The organism is Pseudomonas sp. FYR_2, assembly GCF_043106425.1.
GTDB lineage: Bacteria > Pseudomonadota > Gammaproteobacteria > Pseudomonadales > Pseudomonadaceae > Aquipseudomonas > Aquipseudomonas monteilii.
Genome location: NZ_JBICMM010000020.1, coordinates 224,223 through 242,472, shown reverse-complemented (window position 1 = coordinate 242,472; position 18,250 = coordinate 224,223). Strand labels below are relative to the sequence as shown.

Sequence of the window (18,250 nt, the reverse complement as noted above, 5' to 3'; positions counted from 1 at the left end):
TTCGTTGGCGGGGGTCAGCAGCCGCACAGCGCGCTGTCGATCACTTTGCGCAGTTCCAGCGGGTGGTCCACCACCACGTCGGCACCCCAGTTGTTTGGGTTGTCCTCTGGATGAATATAGCCGTAACGCACCGCCGCCGTGCGGGTGCCGGCGTCGCGGCCAGACTCGATGTCGCGCAGGTCGTCGCCGACGAACAGCACGCTGGCCGGGTCCAGGTCCAGGGTTTTGCAGGCCAGGATCAGCGGCTCGGGGTCGGGCTTGCTGTTTTTCACATGGTCCGGGCAGATCAGCAATGCCGAACGCTCGGCCAGGCCCAGCTGCTGCATGATCGGCTCGGCGAAACGCACCGGCTTGTTGGTGACCACGCCCCACACCAGGTTGCCTTTCTCGATGTCGGCCAGCAACTCGGCCATGCCGTCGAACAGCTTGCTGTGCACCGCGCAGTCGCGCTGGTAGCGCTCCAGGAACTCCAGGCGCAGCGCCTCGAAGCCTTCGGCCTCCGGGGCCATGGCAAACGTGGCGGCTACCATGGCGCGGGCACCGCCCGAGATCACGCCGCGGATCAGGTTGTCGTCAACGGCCGGCAGGCCGCGCTCGGCGAGCATGGCCTGGCAGATGGCGATGAAGTCTGGCGCCGTGTCCAGCAAGGTGCCGTCCATGTCGAAGAGTACTGCTCGCAAACGCATGCTCATTCCTCGCGCAGGGTCTGGATCATGTAGTTGACGTCGACGTCGCTGTTGAGCTTGTAGTGCTTGGTCAGCGGGTTGTAGGTCAGGCCGATGATGTCTTTGACTTCGAGGCCGGCAGCGCGGCTCCAGGCGCCCAGTTCGGATGGGCGGATGAACTTCTTGAAGTCGTGGGTGCCGCGCGGCAGCATTTTCAGGATGTACTCGGCGCCGACGATGGCCAGCAGGTAGGCCTTGGGGTTGCGGTTGATGGTGGAGAAGAACACCTGGCCGCCCGGCTTGACCATGCGGTAGCAGGCGCGAATCACCGAAGACGGGTCGGGCACGTGCTCGAGCATTTCCAGGCAGGTGACCACGTCGAACTGTTCAGGCATCTCTTCGGCCAGGGCTTCGGCGGTGATCTGCCGGTATTCCACCTGCACGCCGGACTCCAGCTGGTGCAGTTGGGCCACGGCCAAGGGAGCTTCGCCCATGTCGATACCGGTCACCGTGGCGCCGCGCAGGGCCATGGCTTCGCTGAGGATGCCGCCGCCGCAGCCGACGTCCAGCACCTTCTTGCCGGCCAGGCTGGCGCGTTCGTCGATCCAGTTGACGCGCAGCGGGTTGATTTCGTGCAGCGGCTTGAACTCGCTTTCGCGGTCCCACCAGCGGTGGGCCAGCGCTTCGAACTTGGCGATTTCGGCGCGGTCGACGTTGCTCATTGAACAGTCCTCTGAAACTTCGCAAAATTGCGCCGGAGTATACCCGAGCGCTCGGCCCCGAGGGTCGCTATAATCGCCGGCTTTTGATATCCGAACGACGGGGAGAGGCGATGCGCGAGCGACTTTTGGCGGCGGAGAAGGTGACCGGGATCCGCTGGCAGGGCGGCGTCCTGCACCTGCTCGACCAGCGCCTGCTGCCCTCGGATGAACGCTGGCTGGCCTGCGACAATGTCGCGCAGGTGGCGGCGGCGATCCGTGACATGGCAGTACGCGGCGCTTCGGCCATCGGCATTGCCGCCGCTTACGGCCTGGTGCTGGCCCTTGAAGAGCGGCTGGCCGAAGGTGGCGATTGGGAAATGGACCTTGAAGAGGACTTCCTCTGCCTCGCCGAGGCGCGTCCCACCGCAGCCAACCTGTTCTGGGCGCTGAACCGCATGCGCGAGCGCCTGCAGCGCCTGCGCCCGGATGAAGACGTGCTGGCAGCGCTGGAGGCCGAAGCCGTGGCCATCCATGAAAGCGACCGTGAAGCCAACCTGACCATGGCTCAGCAAGGCATCGAACTGATCCGTCGTCACCAGGGCAATGCCCAGACCCTGCTCACCTACGGCAATGCGGGTGCGCTGGCCAGCGGCGGCTTTGGTACCGCGTTGGGGGTGATCCGCGCCGGCTACCTCGAAGGCATGGTCGAGCGGGTGTATGCCGGCGAAACCCGCCCCTGGCTGCAAGGCTCACGCCTGACCGCCTGGGAGCTGGCCAACGAAGGCATCCCGGTCACCCTGTGCGCCGACTCGGCGCTCGCCCACCTGATGAAGACCAAAGGCATCACCTGGGTGGTGGTGGGTGCGGACTGCATCGCTGCCAATGGCGACGTGGCCGGCAAGATTGGCACCTACCAGCTGGCGGTCAGCGCCATGCACCACGGTGTGCGCTTCATGGTGGTGGCGCCGAGTACCAGCATCGACCTGAACCTGGCCACTGGCGAGGATATTCCGCTGGAAGAGCGCGCGGCCGACGAACTGCTGGACATTGCCGGTACCCGGGTGGCGCCGGATGTGGAGGTGTTCAACCCGGTGTTCGACGTGACCCCGGCCGACCTGATCGACGTGATCGTAACCGAGCGAGGCATTGTCGAACGCCCGGATACCGCCAAACTGGCGCAGTTGATGTGCCGCAAGCGGTTGCACTGAGGGCGTAGGGCGGCACAAGATTCACGGCAAGCACACCCGTGCCACATCTCCCCACCGCCCCCGCCTTTGTGATAACATCCGGCAGTTTCCAAGACCGCCCATCACGGCGGCCTTCATTGCGCAGATCCATGGCACAACTCATTGATTTGTCGTAAGTCGTCGCACCCTTATGCGCTGCGGCGGCGAGCTTCGTTCGGCCCTTGATGGAGCTGCGAAGTTTCACCAGAAAAAGGAATCAGGCTTCTCATGGGCGAACTGGCCAAAGAAATCCTCCCGGTCAATATCGAAGACGAACTGAGACAGTCTTACCTCGACTACGCGATGAGCGTGATTGTCGGGCGAGCGCTGCCCGATGCGCGTGACGGCTTGAAGCCCGTGCATCGTCGCGTTCTCTATGCGATGAGCGAACTGGGCAACGACTGGAACAAGCCGTACAAGAAATCCGCCCGTGTGGTCGGTGACGTGATCGGTAAGTACCACCCGCACGGCGACACTGCGGTCTACGACACCATCGTGCGTATGGCCCAGCCGTTCTCGCTGCGCTACCTGCTGGTCGACGGCCAGGGCAACTTCGGTTCGGTGGACGGCGACAACGCCGCAGCCATGCGATACACCGAAGTGCGCATGACCAAGCTGGCCCACGAGCTGCTGGCCGACCTGCACAAGGAAACCGTCGACTGGGTGCCCAACTACGACGGCACCGAGCAGATCCCGGCGGTCATGCCGACCCGTATTCCCAACCTGCTGGTCAACGGTTCCAGCGGTATCGCCGTGGGCATGGCGACCAACATCCCGCCGCACAACCTCGGTGAAGTCATCGACGGCTGCCTGGCGCTGATCGACAACCCGGAAGTCACCATCGATGAGCTGATGCAGCACATCCCGGGCCCGGACTTTCCGACTGCCGGCATCATCAATGGTCGCCAGGGCATTATCGAGGCCTATCGTACCGGCCGTGGCCGCATCTACATGCGTGCCCGTTCCGAAATCGAAGACATCGACAAGGTCGGCGGCCGCCAGCAGATCGTCGTGACCGAGTTGCCGTACCAGCTGAACAAGGCGCGCCTGATCGAAAAGATCGCCGAGCTGGTAAAAGAGAAGAAGATCGAAGGCATCACTGAACTGCGCGACGAGTCCGACAAGGACGGCATGCGCATCGTCATCGAGCTGCGTCGCGGCGAGGTGCCGGAGGTGGTGCTGAACAACCTCTATCAGCAAACCCAGCTGCAGAGTGTGTTCGGTATCAACGTGGTGGCCTTGGTCGACGGCCGTCCGCGCCTGCTCAACCTCAAGGACCTGCTCGAAGCGTTCGTCCGTCACCGCCGTGAAGTGGTGACCCGCCGCACCGTGTTCGAGCTGCGCAAGGCCCGCGAACGCGGCCACATCCTTGAAGGCCAGGCGGTTGCGCTGTCCAACATCGACCCGGTCATCGCCCTGATCAAGGCCTCGCCGACGCCGTCCGAAGCCAAGGAAGCCCTGGTTTCGACGCCGTGGGAATCCAGTGCCGTGCAGGTCATGGTCGAGCGCGCCGGCGCCGATTCCTGCCGCCCTGAAGACCTGCCAGAGCAATACGGCCTGCATGACGGCAAGTACTTCCTGTCGCCGGAGCAGGCCCAGGCCATTCTCGACCTGCGCCTGCACCGCCTGACCGGCCTGGAGCACGAGAAGCTGCTGGCCGAGTACCAGGAAATCCTCGAGCAGATCGGCGAGCTGATCCGCATCCTCAGCAGCGCCGAGCGCCTGATGGAAGTGATCCGCGAAGAGCTGGAAGCCATCCGTGCCGAGTACGGTGATGCCCGACGTACCGAAATTCTCGATGCGCGCCACGACCTCAACTACGGCGACATGATCCCGGAAGAAGAGCGTGTGGTCACCATCTCCCACGGTGGCTACGCCAAGACCCAGCCGCTGTCCGCCTACCAGGCCCAGCGCCGTGGCGGCAAAGGCAAGTCGGCCACCGGGGTGAAGGACGAGGACTACATCGAGCACCTGCTGGTCGCCAACAGCCACGCTACCTTGTTGCTGTTCTCCAGCAAGGGCAAGGTGTACTGGCTGAAAACCTACGACATCCCTGAAGCGTCCCGCGCTGCCCGTGGTCGCCCGCTGGTCAACCTGCTGCCGCTGGAGGAGGGTGAGCGCATCACCGCCATGCTGCAGATCGACCTCGAGGCCCTGCAGCAGAGTGCTGGCGCCGAAGAAGAGCTGGACGAGGCGGAAGACGCCGTGCTCGAAGGCGAAGTGGTCGAGGCCGAGGAAGTCGACGAAGAAGACGGCGACACCCCTGAGTGGGTGGCCGAGCCGACTGGCGCCTACATCTTCATGGCCACCGCTTCGGGTACCGTGAAGAAGACGCCGCTGGTGCAGTTCGCCCGTCCGCGCTCCAACGGCCTGATTGCCCTCAAGCTGAAAGAAGGTGACACCCTGATCGCTGCAGCCATTACTGACGGCGCCAAGGAAGTCATGATGTTCTCCGATGCCGGCAAGGTGATCCGCTTCGCTGAAAGCGTGGTGCGCGAAATGGGCCGTAACGCCCGTGGCGTACGTGGCATGAAGCTGGGCAAGGGGCAGCGGATCATTTCCATGCTGATCCCGGAATCGGGTGCACAGATCCTGACTGCCTCCGAGCGTGGCTTCGGCAAACGCACCCCGCTGTCCAAGTTCCCGCGTCGCGGCCGCGGTGGCCAAGGTGTGATCGCCATGGGTACCAAAGGGCGCAACGGTCTGCTGATCGGCGCCATCCAGGTGCAGGAAGGCGAAGAGATCATGCTGATCTCCGACCAGGGTACGCTGGTGCGTACACGGGTGGGTGAAGTGTCCAGCCTGGGTCGTAACACCCAGGGCGTGACCTTGATCAAGCTGGCTGCCGACGAGACGCTGGTGGGCCTGGAGCGTATCCAGGAGCCTTCCGAGGACGAACTCGACGATGTGATCGAGACGGACGAAGAGGGCGTCGAGGTCGAGGCGCCAGACAACGAAGAAGCTGCTGGCGCCGAAGAGGCCCCGCAGGAGTAAGCAAGCGTAAACCCGAACGGGGCGACCAAGGTCGCCCCGTTTGACTGAATAGGCCGGGCATTGCCTGGCCCTGTGGGAGCGGGCTTGGCCGCGAACGAGGCGCCGCGGTGTATGGCACCGGCCTCGCCGGTGTTCGCGGGCAAGCCCGCTCCCATAGGGTTCCCGCAGAACTAGCTGTTTAGATCTATTAGAGCGAGAGTGGATGTGAGCAAACGAGCCTTTAACTTCTGCGCAGGCCCTGCCGCGCTTCCTGACGCTGTCCTGCAGCGCGCCCAGGCCGAAATGCTGGACTGGAACGGCAAGGGCTTGTCGGTGATGGAAATGAGCCATCGCAGCGACGACTACGTGGCCATCGCCGAAAAGGCCGAGCAGGACCTGCGTGACCTGCTGTCCGTCCCCTCCAACTACAAGGTGCTGTTCCTGCAGGGCGGTGCCAGCCAGCAGTTCGCTGAAATCCCGCTGAACCTGTTGCCGGAAAACGGCACTGCCGACTACATCGAAACCGGCATCTGGTCGAAAAAAGCCATCGAAGAAGCGCGTCGCTTCGGCAATGTAAACGTCGCCGCCAGCGCCAAGCCTTACGACTACCTGGCGATCCCGGGCCAGAACGAGTGGAGCCTGACCAAAAACGCCGCCTACGTGCACTATGCATCCAACGAGACCATCGGTGGCCTGCAGTTTGACTGGGTGCCAGAAACCGGTGATGTGCCGCTGGTGGTCGACATGTCCTCCGACATCCTCTCGCGCCCCATCGACGTGTCGCAGTACGGCCTGATCTACGCCGGTGCGCAGAAAAACATCGGCCCAAGCGGCCTGGTAGTGGTCATCGTGCGCGAAGACCTGCTGGGCCACGCCCGCAGCAGCTGCCCGACCATGCTCGACTACAAGGTCTCGGCCGACAACGGTTCGATGTACAACACCCCGGCCACCTACTCCTGGTACCTCTCGGGCCTGGTCTTCGAGTGGCTGAAAGAGCAGGGTGGCGTTGACGCCATGGAACAGCGCAACCGCGCCAAGAAAGAGCGTCTGTACGGCTTCATCGACAACAGCGACTTCTACACCAACCCGATCAGCCACAACGCCCGTTCGTGGATGAACGTGCCGTTCCGCCTGGCTGACGAGCGTCTGGACAAGGCCTTCCTCGCCGGTGCCGATGCCCGTGGCCTGCTCAACCTCAAGGGCCACCGTTCGGTGGGCGGCATGCGCGCTTCCATCTACAACGCCCTGGGCCTGGAAGCAGTGGAAGCACTGGTGGGCTACATGGCTGAATTCGAGAAGGAGCACGGCTGATGTCCGAACAGGAGCTCAAGGCGCTGCGCGTACGCATCGACAGCCTCGACGAGAAAATCCTCGAGCTGATCAGCGACCGCGCCCGTTGCGCCGAAGAAGTGGCCCGGGTCAAGACTGCCTCGCTGAAAGAAGGCGAGAAGCCGGTGTTCTACCGCCCAGAGCGTGAGGCGGCGGTGCTCAAACGCGTGATGGAGCGCAACAAAGGCCCGCTGGGCAACGAAGAGATGGCGCGGCTGTTCCGCGAAATCATGTCGTCGTGCCTGGCCCTGGAAGAACCGCTGAAAATCGCTTACCTCGGCCCTGAGGGTACTTTCACCCAGGCGGCGGCCATGAAGCACTTTGGCCACGCGGTGATCAGCCGCCCGATGGCGGCCATCGACGAAGTGTTCCGTGAAGTGGCGGCCGGTGCTGTCAACTTTGGCGTGGTGCCGGTGGAAAACTCCACCGAAGGCGCTGTCAGCCATACCCTGGACAGCTTCCTCGAGCACGACATGGTGATTTGCGGCGAGGTCGAGCTGCGTATTCACCACCACCTGCTGGTGGGCGAAAATACCAAGACCGACAGCATCACCCGTATCTACTCCCATGCTCAGTCGTTGGCCCAGTGCCGCAAGTGGCTGGACGCGCACTACCCGAACGTGGAGCGCGTCGCTGTTTCGAGCAATGCCGAGGCCGCCAAACGCGTCAAGGGTGAGTGGAATTCGGCGGCGATCGCCGGTGATATGGCGGCCAACCTGTATGGTCTGACTCGCCTGGCCGAGAAGATCGAAGACCGCCCGGACAACTCCACGCGCTTCCTGATGATCGGTAATCAGGAAGTGCCGCCGACCGGCGACGACAAGACTTCGATCATCGTTTCGATGAGCAACAAGCCCGGTGCCTTGCACGAGCTGCTGGTGCCGTTCCACCAGAACGGCATCGACCTGACCCGCATCGAGACCCGCCCGTCGCGCAGCGGCAAGTGGACCTACGTGTTCTTCATCGACTTCGTTGGCCACCACCGCGACCCGCTGATCAAGGCGGTGCTGGAGCAGATCAGCCAGGAGGCTGTGGCGCTGAAGGTGCTGGGGTCTTATCCGAAGGCGGTGCTTTGATTTGAGGTTGTTGGGGGCGCTTTGCGCCCCATCGCGACCTTCGGTCGCTCCTACAGGGGGCGCGTAGGCTGGTAGGAGCGACCAAAGGTTGCGATTGGGCTGCAAAGCAGCCCCCTACGGTCTTAAAGGCTGTCTAGATTTTTGAACAGGGTTCGCACCAGTGGTAAATGCAGCAAAAACCAAACCCGCACCCATCATCAACCGCCTGGTCGTGATCGGTCTCGGCCTGATCGGCGGCTCTTTCGCCAAGGGCCTGCGTGAAAGCGGCCTGTGCCGCGAAGTGGTCGGTGTCGACCTGGACGCCCCCTCACGCAAGCAAGCCGTTGCCTTGGGTGTTGTCGACCGCTGCGAAGAGGACCTTGCAGTCGCCTGTGTCGGTGCCGATGTCATCATGCTGGCCGTACCGATCCTGGCCATGGAGAAAGTCCTGGCCCGCCTGGCCCAGCTCGACCTGGGTGACGCGATCATCACCGATGTCGGTAGCGCCAAGGGCAACGTCGTCCGTGAAGCGCGTGCCGTTTTCGGTGAGCGTCTGCCGCGCTTCGTCCCCGGCCACCCCATCGCCGGTTCCGAGCAGAGCGGGGTAGAGGCCTCCAACGCTGCCCTGTTCCGCCGCCACAAGGTCATCCTCACGCCGTTGGCTGAAACCGACCCGGCCGCACTGGCCCTGGTGGATCGCCTGTGGCGTGCGCTGGATGCCGATGTGGAGCACATGTCGGTCGAGCGCCATGATGAAGTGCTGGCAGCCACCAGTCACTTGCCGCACCTGCTGGCCTTTGGCCTGGTCGACTCGTTGGCCAAACGCAATGAAAACCTCGAGATCTTCCGGTACGCTGCGGGAGGTTTCCGCGATTTCACAAGAATCGCTGGCAGCGACCCGACCATGTGGCACGACATCTTTCTCGCCAACCGCGACGCTGTCCTGCGCACGCTAGATACATATCGCAGCGATCTCGACGCCTTGCGCGACGCGATCGCTGAAGGGGACGGGCACCAGCTGCTGGGTGTATTCACCCGCGCACGGGTTGCCCGCGAGCATTTCAGTAAAATCCTGGCCCGCCGGGCCTATGTGGACGCTATGAACGCCAACGATCTGATTTTCCTGGCCCAACCGGGTGGCCGCCTGAACGGGCGTATTCGCGTACCGGGCGACAAGTCGATTTCCCATCGCTCGATCATGCTCGGCTCGCTGGCCGAAGGCACCACCGAAGTCGAAGGCTTCCTCGAAGGTGAAGACGCGCTGGCGACCCTGCAGGCATTCCGTGACATGGGTGTGGTCATCGAGGGCCCCAACCACGGTCGCGTGACCATTCACGGCGTTGGCCTGCACGGCCTCAAGCCACCACCCGGGCCACTGTATGTAGGCAACTCCGGCACTTCGATGCGCCTGCTGTCGGGCCTGCTGGCCGGTCAGCCGTTCGACGTCACCATGACAGGCGACGCTTCGCTGTCCAAGCGCCCGATGAACCGTGTGGCCAACCCGCTGCGCGAAATGGGTGCGGTGGTCGAGACAGGTCCGGAAGGCCGCCCACCGCTGACCATTCGCGGCGGCAGCAAGCTCAAGGCATTGACCTACACGCTGCCGATGGCCAGCGCCCAGGTCAAATCGTGCCTGTTGCTGGCCGGCCTGTACGCCGAAGGCAAGACCACCGTCACCGAACCTGCGCCAACCCGTGACCACACCGAGCGGATGCTGCGCGGCTTTGGCTATGCGGTCGAGTCGAACGGCCCGGTTGCCTCGCTGCAGTCCGGTGGCAAACTCACCGCTACCCGCATCGAAGTGCCGGCCGACATTTCCTCGGCAGCGTTCTTCCTGGTGGCAGCTTCGATCGCTGAAGGCTCCGAGCTGGTGCTGGAGCACGTGGGCATCAACCCGACCCGTACCGGCGTGATCGACATCCTGCGCCTGATGGGCGGCGACATTACCCTGGAAAACCAGCGTGAAGTTGGCGGCGAGCCGGTGGCTGATCTGCGTGTGCGTGGCGCCAAACTCAAGGGTATTGATATCCCGGAAGAACTGGTACCGCTGGCCATCGACGAGTTCCCGGTGCTGTTCGTGGCCGCCGCCTGCGCCGAAGGACGTACCGTGCTGCGTGGCGCCGAAGAGCTGCGGGTGAAGGAATCCGACCGTATCCAGGTGATGGCTGACGGCCTGATCACCTTGGGCATCCAGTGTGAACCGACTCCGGACGGCATCATCATCGACGGTGGCCAGTTGGGTGGGGGCGAAGTGCATGGTCACGGTGATCACCGCATTGCCATGGCTTTCAGCGTGGCCTCGCTGCGCGCCAGCGCGCCCATCCGCATCCATGACTGCGCCAACGTCGCCACCTCGTTCCCCAACTTCCTGGCGCTGTGTGCCGAAGTGGGTATCCGCGTGGCGGAAGAGGGCAAGTCGTGAATTCGCTGGCACCGGTCATCACCATCGACGGGCCTAGCGGCTCGGGCAAGGGCACGGTCGCCGGCCTGCTGGCCCGCGATCTGGGCTGGAAGCTGCTGGACTCGGGCGCGTTGTACCGCTTGCTGGCGTTCAATGCCAGCAATCACGGCGTCGATCTCACCAACGAAGAGTTGCTGACCAAGCTTGCCGCCCATCTGGATGTGCAGTTCATCGCTGCCGAGCCCGGTAAGCTGCAGCAGATCATCCTTGAGGGTGAGGACGTCAGCAACGTCATCCGTACCGAAACGGTAGGTGCGGGTGCGTCGATGGTGGCTTCGCTGCCGGCGGTGCGTGATGCATTGCTGGTGCGTCAGCGTGAGTTCCGCGAGGCGCCGGGGCTGATCGCCGACGGTCGCGACATGGGTACCGTGGTGTTCCCCGACGCGCCGTTGAAGGTCTTCCTTACCGCCAGCGCGGAGGAGCGTGCACGTCGTCGCTACCTGCAGTTGAAGGGCAAGGGTGAAGATGTTAGTCTGTCGAGTCTGCTGGATGAGATTCGTGCGCGTGATGAGCGCGACACCCAACGTGCAGTGGCCCCGCTGAAACCAGCGGTCGATGCCATTCAGTTGGACTCTACCGAGTTGTCCATCGAGCAGGTGTTGCAACGTATCAGGAGCGAGATCGCCCAGCGCGACCTCCTCTGATAGCCAGGAGAGCAGGCAGGGGCACCAGTCAACGTCCTGCCGGCTTTCCTTTACTTAAAACAGACCCACATTGTCTGGAATGTGGCGAGGGGCGTTTGTTTCGCCCGAATTTACAGGAATTAAAATGAGCGAAAGCTTTGCAGAACTCTTTGAAGAAAGCCTGAAAACCCTCAATCTTCAGCCGGGTGCGATCATCACCGGTATCGTTGTCGACATCGACGGCGACTGGGTTACCGTACACGCTGGCCTGAAGTCCGAGGGCGTCATCCCGCTCGAGCAGTTCTACAACGAAGCTGGCGAGCTGACCATCAAGGTCGGTGACGAAGTGCACGTTGCGCTGGACGCGGTCGAAGACGGCTTTGGCGAAACCAAACTGTCCCGTGAAAAAGCCAAGCGCGCCGAGTGCTGGATTGTTCTGGAAGCAGCTTTCGCCGCCGAAGAAGTGGTCAAGGGCGTTATCAACGGTAAGGTTAAGGGCGGCTTCACTGTCGACGTTAACGGCATCCGTGCGTTCCTGCCGGGCTCCCTGGTTGATGTCCGCCCAGTGCGCGACACCACCCACCTGGAAGGCAAAGAGCTGGAATTCAAGGTCATCAAGCTGGACCAGAAGCGCAACAACGTTGTCGTTTCCCGTCGCAGCGTGCTGGAGGCCGAGAACTCCGCCGAGCGCGAAGCCCTGCTGGAAACCCTGCAGGAAGGCCAGCAAGTCAAAGGTATCGTCAAGAACCTCACCGACTACGGCGCATTCGTGGACCTGGGCGGTATCGACGGCCTGCTGCACATCACCGACATGGCCTGGAAGCGCATCAAGCACCCATCGGAAATCGTTAACGTTGGCGACGAGGTCGACGTACGCGTTCTGAAGTTCGACCGCGAGCGCAACCGCGTTTCGCTGGGTCTGAAGCAAATGGGCGAAGATCCGTGGGTAGCTATCACTGCCCGTTACCCAGAAGGTACTCGTGTACAAGCTCGCGTTACCAACCTGACCGACTACGGCTGCTTCGCTGAGCTGGAAGAAGGCGTTGAAGGCCTGGTACACGTTTCCGAAATGGACTGGACCAACAAGAACATCCACCCGTCGAAAGTCGTTCAGGTTGGCGACGAAGTGGAAGTCATGGTTCTGGACATCGACGAAGAGCGTCGTCGTATCTCCCTGGGCATCAAGCAGTGCAAGTCCAACCCATGGGAAGACTTCTCCGGCCAGTTCAACAAGGGTGACAAGATCACCGGTACCATCAAGTCGATCACCGACTTCGGTATCTTCATCGGTCTGGACGGCGGCATCGACGGCCTGGTTCACCTGTCCGACATCTCCTGGAACGAAACCGGCGAAGAAGCCGTACGTCGTTTCAAGAAGGGCGACGAGCTGGAAACCGTCATCCTGTCGGTCGACCCAGAGCGCGAGCGCATCTCCCTGGGCATCAAGCAGCTGGAAGACGATCCGTTCTCCAACTTCGTTGCTGTGAATGACAAGGGCGCCATCGTCAAGGGCATCGTGAAAGAAGTTGACGCCAAAGGCGCCATCGTCACCCTGGCCGACGACATCGAAGCCACTCTGAAAGCTTCCGAAATCAGCCGTGACCGCGTTGAAGACGCGCGTAACGTTCTGAAGGAAGGCGAAGAGATCGAAGCCAAGATCATCAGCGTTGACCGCAAGTCCCGCGTTATCAGCCTGTCGATCAAATCGAAAGACGACGCTGAAGAGCGCGAAGCCATCCAGAGCCTGAAAAACGCTCCGGAAGCGGCTGCCGACACCACCATGGCTGCGCTGCTGCGCGAAGCAATGGCCAAGCAGAACTGAGTTCTGTTTGATCGGTAAAAAAGGGCGACCCTCGGGTCGCCCTTTTTTTTGGATTTGGTTTTGTTTTGTGGTGTTCGCCAATGGTTTTGCGGTGTTGTGCAGATCGAGCGCCGCCCGCGCGGCGCATCGCGAGCTGCGCTCGCTCCTACGTTTGTTTCGGGCCAATTATTTCTGGGGGATTTACGCGCGGACGCCTTGGCGTATGGCGCGATATTGCGTTTTATAAACAAGGCGGTCGCGCACGCCTGCCACAGGCCTTACTGGCCCGAAACAAGCGTAGGAGCGAGCGCAGCTCGCGATGCGCCGCGCGGGCGGTGCTCAATCTCCCAGGCGCAGCCACTCTCTGCGGCATACCCTCAAAGCCAAACCGCATCCCAATGCGGGTAATCACCGACCTTGGTAACCAATCCCGCCCTGACCGGGTTGGCCACGATATACCTTGCCGCCTTGAGAATATCTTCGTCTCGGCGCAAAGCGCGGTCGTAATAACCTGCTTGCCATATCGGTGACATCTTTACGCCGGCTTTGCGCAATGCATTGCTGGATTGGCACTTGAAGCGTTGCATCAGTTTGCTAAGCGTCGCGTCTTTCAATTCTATCAACCAGTGCAAGTGGTCTGGCATCAATACCCAAGCTAGCGAGCGACAGTGTTGCTGCTGATCTGCATGGCGTAGATTGTGAATAGCTAAGCGGGCATGGTGAAGGTTGTGGAACAGCGGCTGACGCAGGTGTGTGACAGTCGTCAGCATGTACAGCCTGCCTGGCACCGAGCATCGGGCATGGCGAAGCCTGCAGCCGTGGGGTTTGGTCATCGTGTTCATCCTTGAGTATGTGTGTGCCGGGGCAGCGTAGTCGCGGTGGCTGGGGGCTGGCGTTAATCAGAGTTTCAGCATGTGAATGGATGGCGTGGGATTTGCGGTGCTGCGCAGATCAAGCGCCGCCCGCGCGGCGCATCGCGAGCTGCGCTCGCTCCTACGTTTGTTTCGGGCCAATTATTCCTGGGGGGATTGGCGCGCGTACGCCTTGGCGCATGGCCAGATATCGCGTCGTACAAACAAGGCAGTCGCGCGCGCCTGTCACAGGCGTTACTGGCCCGAAACAAACGTAGGAGCGAGCGCAGCTCGCGATGCGCCGCGCGGGCGGCGCTCGATTGCCGCTCCAATGCAAATCTATCGTCGGACACCTAAAAGCTCTCGCTGGCTAGACCATTCTTGTAAAACTTCAATCTTGAATTTTTTTATTAAGTCAAGAACCGCCCTGTTCAAAACCTTCCCGGCGTGCTACAAACTGGTTAAGCAATGATCTAGCTGCTTGATAACGAAGGGAAAAATATGACGAAGTCGGAGCTGATCGAACGTATTGTCACCCATCAAGGGCTGCTCTCGTCCAAGGACGTGGAGCTGGCCATCAAGACCATGCTTGAGCAGATGTCACAATGCCTTGCTACCGGCGATCGCATCGAGATCCGCGGTTTTGGCAGCTTCTCGCTGCACTATCGTGCCCCACGCGTGGGCCGTAACCCGAAGACCGGTCAGTCGGTCAGCCTCGAAGGCAAGTTCGTGCCGCACTTCAAGCCCGGCAAAGAGTTGCGCGACCGGGTCAATGAAGACGAGCATGATGAGGTTCACACCTGATCCCTCAAGGAGCAATCTGATGCGTAACCTCAAGCGCGCCCTGGCGGCGGTATTCGTGCTGCTGTTGGCGGCCGTGGTGCTGTTCTTCGTGCTGGAAAACCAGCAAACCGTGTCGTTGGTCCTGTTCGGCTGGGCTGCCCCGGCAATGCCGGTTGCTGTGCTGGTGCTGGCCGCGCTGGTGATTGGCCTGGCAGTCGGGCCATTGTTGGGTGCCTACGGCGTGCAGCGCAGCAAGCGCAAGATCAGGGCGTCTGCCCGGCAGGCGGCACTGAGCGGTAACTAGGGAAATTTCCTACGCTCACTTGGGAAAGCGTCACCTATGCATGCTCTGGTCGTCGTGGAGTAATAGCGCACTTCATTTTTGGCCCAGGTGAGTGTGCGCAGCATGGACTATCCCAGCCTTTCCCATCACGGTGGTACCCGCAGCGTTACTGGCTCTTGTCACCAACTCCATCTCGCTCCATTTACCAGCCTGCTGGTCGACTGCGGCCTGGAGCAGGGCGCCGAGGCAGCGCAAGGCGCAGGCGCTGCGCCGCTCGGCTTTGACGTGCAGGGCATCGAGGCCCTGATCATCACGCATGTGCATCTGGACCACGTTGGTCGTATCCCTGCGCTGCTGGCCGCCGGTTACCGCGGCCCCATCCTCTGCAGTGAGCCTTCCGCACAGCTGCTACCACTGGTGCTGGAAGACGCCTACAAGCTGAGCGTCAGCAGTGATCCCGCGCAGGTGGCGCGGTACCTCGAATTCGTCTGCGACCTTATCGTGCCCCTGCCGTTCGAGCAGTGGCACACGCTGGTCGAGCGCCCAGGCCTTGGCTGTCGCATTCGCTTGCAGCGCGCGGGCCATCTGCTGGGCTCGGCGTATGTCGAGTGCGACATGCAGTATGGGCAATCCAGTAGCCGCTATGTGTTTTCTGGTGACCTGGGGGCGTGTGGCAATCCCTTGTTGCGCCCGCTACAGCCGCCAGAGCGCGCCGACGTGCTGGTGCTGGAAAGTACCTATGGTGACCGCCTGCATCCGCATGTCGGCGACCGCAGGCAGCGGCTGGAAGAGGCCATCGATCGTGCCTTGGCCGACAAGGGCACCCTCCTCATTCCGGCGTTCAGCCTGGGTCGCACCCAGGAGCTGCTGTACGAGCTGGAAGGCATACTTCATCGCAAGGCATTGCTGGGTAGCGCCGGCCCGGGCCCCGATGGCGACCCGATTGACTGGTCGCAACTGCCCATTATCCTCGACTCGCCTTTGGCTCAGCGCATCACCAGCGTGTATCGAAACTTACACGACTACTGGAATGCCGAAGCCAGGGCGCGCCTGGCCGAGGGGCGCGACCCGCTGGGTTTCAGCCAGCTGATCAATGTAGACACCCATGCCCGCCACCAGCAGGTGGTCAACTACCTCAAGAGCACCGGGCGCCCGGCGATCGTGATTGCCGGTAATGGCATGTGCTCGGGTGGGCGTATCGTCAATTATCTCAAGGCCATGCTGGGGGACCCTCGGCACGAGGTGATGTTTGTGGGCTATCAGGCCAAGGGCACGCCGGGGGCGGTGATTCAGGCTAGCGAGGGGGCGGAAGGGTTCGTGCAGATTGATCTGGACGGAAGAATGTACGACCGGCGGGCGAAAGTCATGACGCTATCGGGGTATTCCGCACATGCTGATCAGGCAGGTTTGGTGCAGTTTGCGCTGGGTGGTCAGGTGCAGCCTGGCAGGGTGCTGTTGGTGCATGGTGAGAGGGGCGCAAAGGCTGCTTTGCACAAGGCCTTGATGCAGCATGCAGAGCGGGCGGGTGAAAGTCTGGAGGTCTTCGTCCCCTGAACCCTTGGTCTGACAACGGTGAGCTGGCCGACGCAAGGTGGGAACTAATCCCGGCAGCGTTTATCTACTGCGACTAACCCTGGCGCTGGATGTGTAAGATGTTGGCATAATGCCGCTACCCTCATGAGGGCGTGCGCCTTGCCGAGTTCGATGCAGTCGCTCGTGATGTTTTGGTATGCCAGAAACCGTGTACGCAGTCAGACCCAAGGAAAAACACAAGAAATGCGCAATGACCTTGAGCGCCGCAGTTGCAATAGTGAAGAAGTTGACCTGTTGGAGTTTCTGGAAGGGGTGTGGCGGCAAAAGCTACTCATCTTTCTGGTCACGGTAGTCGTCACGGCAGTTGCACTGGCTTATGCGCTGTTGGCCAAACCCGTTTATGAGGCCAAAATATTTTTGGCGGCACCGGCGACAAGTGATATAGCAGATCTCAACTATGGCCGCACCCAGCAGACTGGGTTGGAGCCATTCACGTCGCGTAAGGTTTTTGACATCTTCGTTGAACATCTGAACGGTGAAACACTGCGACGTCAGTTCTTTAAAGAAGTTTACATGCCCTCCGTAGTGGCGGGGCAAGGGGCGCAAGGGGCATTGTATGCTGCGTTCAATGGCTCTTTTGATGTCGTACAACTGGCGGGTGAGCCTCCGCGCGCCTATGTCGCCTTCCGTGGGCGTGACCCTGCCGTGGCGTCCCAGTGGGCAACCGCTTATGTCGAGAAGGCCGGCGCCGCCGCCAAGGCCGAAGTCCTGCACGATGCCACCCGGGAGGCTCAGGTCCGTGCCAATGCACTGCAACTGGAACTCGACAACCTGCGTGAAAGCGGCCAGCAGCAACGTGAGGACAAGATCACCCGCTTACAAGAGGCGCTGCAGATTGCAACGGCCATTGGCCTGCAAAACCCGCCGCTGATAAGCGGTGAAGTTTCCAGGGCGCTGTCTGGCAAAATGGACGGCGAGCTGACTTACATGCGCGGTAGCAAGGCGCTGGCCGCTGAAATTGCCAGTTTGCAGCAGCGTAAAAGTGAAGATGCGTTCATTCCCGAGCTCAGGGAAGTGCAAACCAAACAGCAGTTTTATCAAGGGATGGTAGGGGCGGAGCGCCATGTGAGTGTTTATCAGCTTGACGGCACCATAGAGCAGCCTGATGTACCGATTAAACCCAAGCGGAACTTGATCATTGCCCTGGGTGTAATTGTTGGGTTGGCCCTCGGTTGCCTGATTGCAACCCTGAAATATGCCATGCAGAATTTGCAAAGGCGCCGGGCCTGACCCAAAAATGAATAGCAACGCGCAGGTCGCATTTAGCGAGAGACTTTTGCCGTGTAAACGGTGAAACTGCAGGAATAAAGGGGGCGGCGCGACGGGCCCTCACAAAAAAATCATGCCAAAGGTTTACCGATGAAGCTTGTTCAAACGAACATTCCTGATGTTGTCATAGTGGAACCCGCCGTGTACGAGGATGATCGCGGGTGGTTCACGGAAACCTTCAATGAAACCCGCTTTCATGGCGCACTGCTGGAGCTGGGCTTGAGCAAGCCCCGTGCGTTCGTCCAGGACAACCACTCGATGTCCCATCGTGGCGTGTTGCGCGGGCTGCATTTTCAGCGCGCACCGCATGCGCAGGGCAAGCTGGTCAGGGTAGTGCGCGGTGCGGCCTATGACGTTGCTGTCGATATCCGCCCAGGCTCGGCAACATTCGGGCAGTGGGTAGGGGTCGAGTTGACCGAGCGCAACAACCGTATGCTGTGGATTCCCGAAGGCTTCGCGCACGGTTTTATCGCTCTGGAGGACGAAACGCACTTTCTGTACAAAACCACGGATGTGTACAACAAGGACGCCGAAGGCAGTATTCACTGGGATGACCCAGACCTGGCCATTGACTGGCCAATGCGCGACGGCCTCATCGTCAGTGAGAAAGACAACCAGGCCCCGTCGTTCCGGCACC

14 protein-coding genes and 1 pseudogene are annotated in these 18,250 nt (G+C 61.4%); 12 read left to right on the top strand and 3 right to left on the bottom strand.

Annotation, left to right across the window (positions count from 1 at the left end; translation table 11 throughout):
• Positions 1-14: 14 nt before the first annotated feature.
• Positions 15-686: an N-acetylmuramic acid 6-phosphate phosphatase MupP gene (gene mupP / locus ACF8R4_RS11235; RefSeq protein ID WP_104834147.1), complete on the bottom strand. Its 672-nt coding sequence runs from the start codon at positions 684-686 to the stop codon at positions 15-17.
• Positions 687-688: 2 nt separating this feature from the next.
• Positions 689-1,387, bottom strand: coding sequence for a bifunctional 2-polyprenyl-6-hydroxyphenol methylase/3-demethylubiquinol 3-O-methyltransferase UbiG (ubiG, locus tag ACF8R4_RS11230; RefSeq protein ID WP_016715017.1), 699 nt, complete (start codon positions 1,385-1,387; stop codon positions 689-691).
• A gap of 110 nt (positions 1,388-1,497) precedes the next feature.
• Here ubiG and mtnA point away from each other — a divergent pair, with 110 nt between their 5' ends.
• The 7 genes from mtnA to rpsA all read left to right on the top strand — a co-directional run bounded on the left by mtnA (position 1,498) and on the right by rpsA (position 12,855).
• Positions 1,498-2,574 carry an S-methyl-5-thioribose-1-phosphate isomerase gene (gene mtnA, locus ACF8R4_RS11225; protein WP_104834148.1) on the top strand — a complete coding sequence of 359 codons (1,077 nt, stop codon included), beginning with the start codon at positions 1,498-1,500 and terminating at the stop codon, positions 2,572-2,574.
• A 246-nt stretch (positions 2,575-2,820) separates the two neighbouring features.
• Complete coding sequence (gyrA, locus tag ACF8R4_RS11220) at positions 2,821-5,586, top strand: DNA gyrase subunit A (protein WP_392492396.1); 2,766 nt, start codon at positions 2,821-2,823, stop codon at positions 5,584-5,586.
• 204 nt (positions 5,587-5,790) lie between these two features.
• Positions 5,791-6,876, top strand: coding sequence for a 3-phosphoserine/phosphohydroxythreonine transaminase (gene serC, locus ACF8R4_RS11215; protein ID WP_028698676.1), 1,086 nt, complete (start codon positions 5,791-5,793; stop codon positions 6,874-6,876).
• On the top strand, positions 6,876-7,970 hold the full coding sequence (pheA, locus tag ACF8R4_RS11210) for a prephenate dehydratase (RefSeq protein ID WP_016715021.1): 1,095 nt from the start codon (positions 6,876-6,878) through the stop codon (positions 7,968-7,970). The genes serC and pheA overlap by 1 nt, the downstream gene beginning before the upstream one ends.
• A 193-nt stretch (positions 7,971-8,163) precedes the next feature.
• Positions 8,164-10,371, top strand: coding sequence for a bifunctional prephenate dehydrogenase/3-phosphoshikimate 1-carboxyvinyltransferase (locus tag ACF8R4_RS11205; RefSeq protein WP_392492422.1), 2,208 nt, complete (start codon positions 8,164-8,166; stop codon positions 10,369-10,371).
• Positions 10,368-11,054 (top strand): (d)CMP kinase, encoded by a 687-nt coding sequence (gene cmk / locus ACF8R4_RS11200; RefSeq protein WP_060497551.1) that lies wholly within the window; start codon positions 10,368-10,370, stop codon positions 11,052-11,054. Before ACF8R4_RS11205 ends, cmk begins: the two co-directional genes overlap by 4 nt.
• Before the next feature lie 124 nt (positions 11,055-11,178).
• Complete coding sequence (gene rpsA, locus ACF8R4_RS11195; RefSeq protein ID WP_003252673.1) at positions 11,179-12,855, top strand: 30S ribosomal protein S1; 1,677 nt, start codon at positions 11,179-11,181, stop codon at positions 12,853-12,855.
• A gap of 356 nt (positions 12,856-13,211) precedes the next feature.
• Here the strand turns inward: rpsA and ACF8R4_RS11190 are convergent, their stop codons facing one another.
• A complete protein-coding gene (locus ACF8R4_RS11190; protein ID WP_060497545.1) occupies positions 13,212-13,667 on the bottom strand; it encodes a transposase in 456 nt (151 codons plus the stop codon).
• Positions 13,668-14,186: 519 nt separating this feature from the next.
• Between ACF8R4_RS11190 and ihfB the strand changes: the two genes are divergently transcribed.
• The 5 genes and pseudogenes from ihfB to rfbC all read left to right on the top strand — a co-directional run.
• Complete coding sequence (ihfB, locus tag ACF8R4_RS11185; RefSeq protein WP_016715025.1) at positions 14,187-14,489, top strand: integration host factor subunit beta; 303 nt, start codon at positions 14,187-14,189, stop codon at positions 14,487-14,489.
• A 19-nt stretch (positions 14,490-14,508) separates the two neighbouring features.
• Positions 14,509-14,772 carry a lipopolysaccharide assembly protein LapA domain-containing protein gene (locus ACF8R4_RS11180; protein WP_016715026.1) on the top strand — a complete coding sequence of 88 codons (264 nt, stop codon included), beginning with the start codon at positions 14,509-14,511 and terminating at the stop codon, positions 14,770-14,772.
• Between the two features lie 102 nt (positions 14,773-14,874).
• Positions 14,875-16,305 (top strand): MBL fold metallo-hydrolase, encoded by a 1,431-nt coding sequence (locus tag ACF8R4_RS11175; RefSeq protein WP_186723385.1) that lies wholly within the window; start codon positions 14,875-14,877, stop codon positions 16,303-16,305.
• 150 nt (positions 16,306-16,455) lie between these two features.
• Positions 16,456-17,574, top strand: coding sequence for a Wzz/FepE/Etk N-terminal domain-containing protein (locus tag ACF8R4_RS11170; RefSeq protein WP_186723386.1), 1,119 nt, complete (start codon positions 16,456-16,458; stop codon positions 17,572-17,574).
• Positions 17,575-17,703: 129 nt separating this feature from the next.
• Positions 17,704-18,243 (top strand): annotated as a pseudogene (rfbC, locus tag ACF8R4_RS11165) (dTDP-4-dehydrorhamnose 3,5-epimerase); the annotation flags it as partial.
• Positions 18,244-18,250 lie beyond the last annotated feature (7 nt).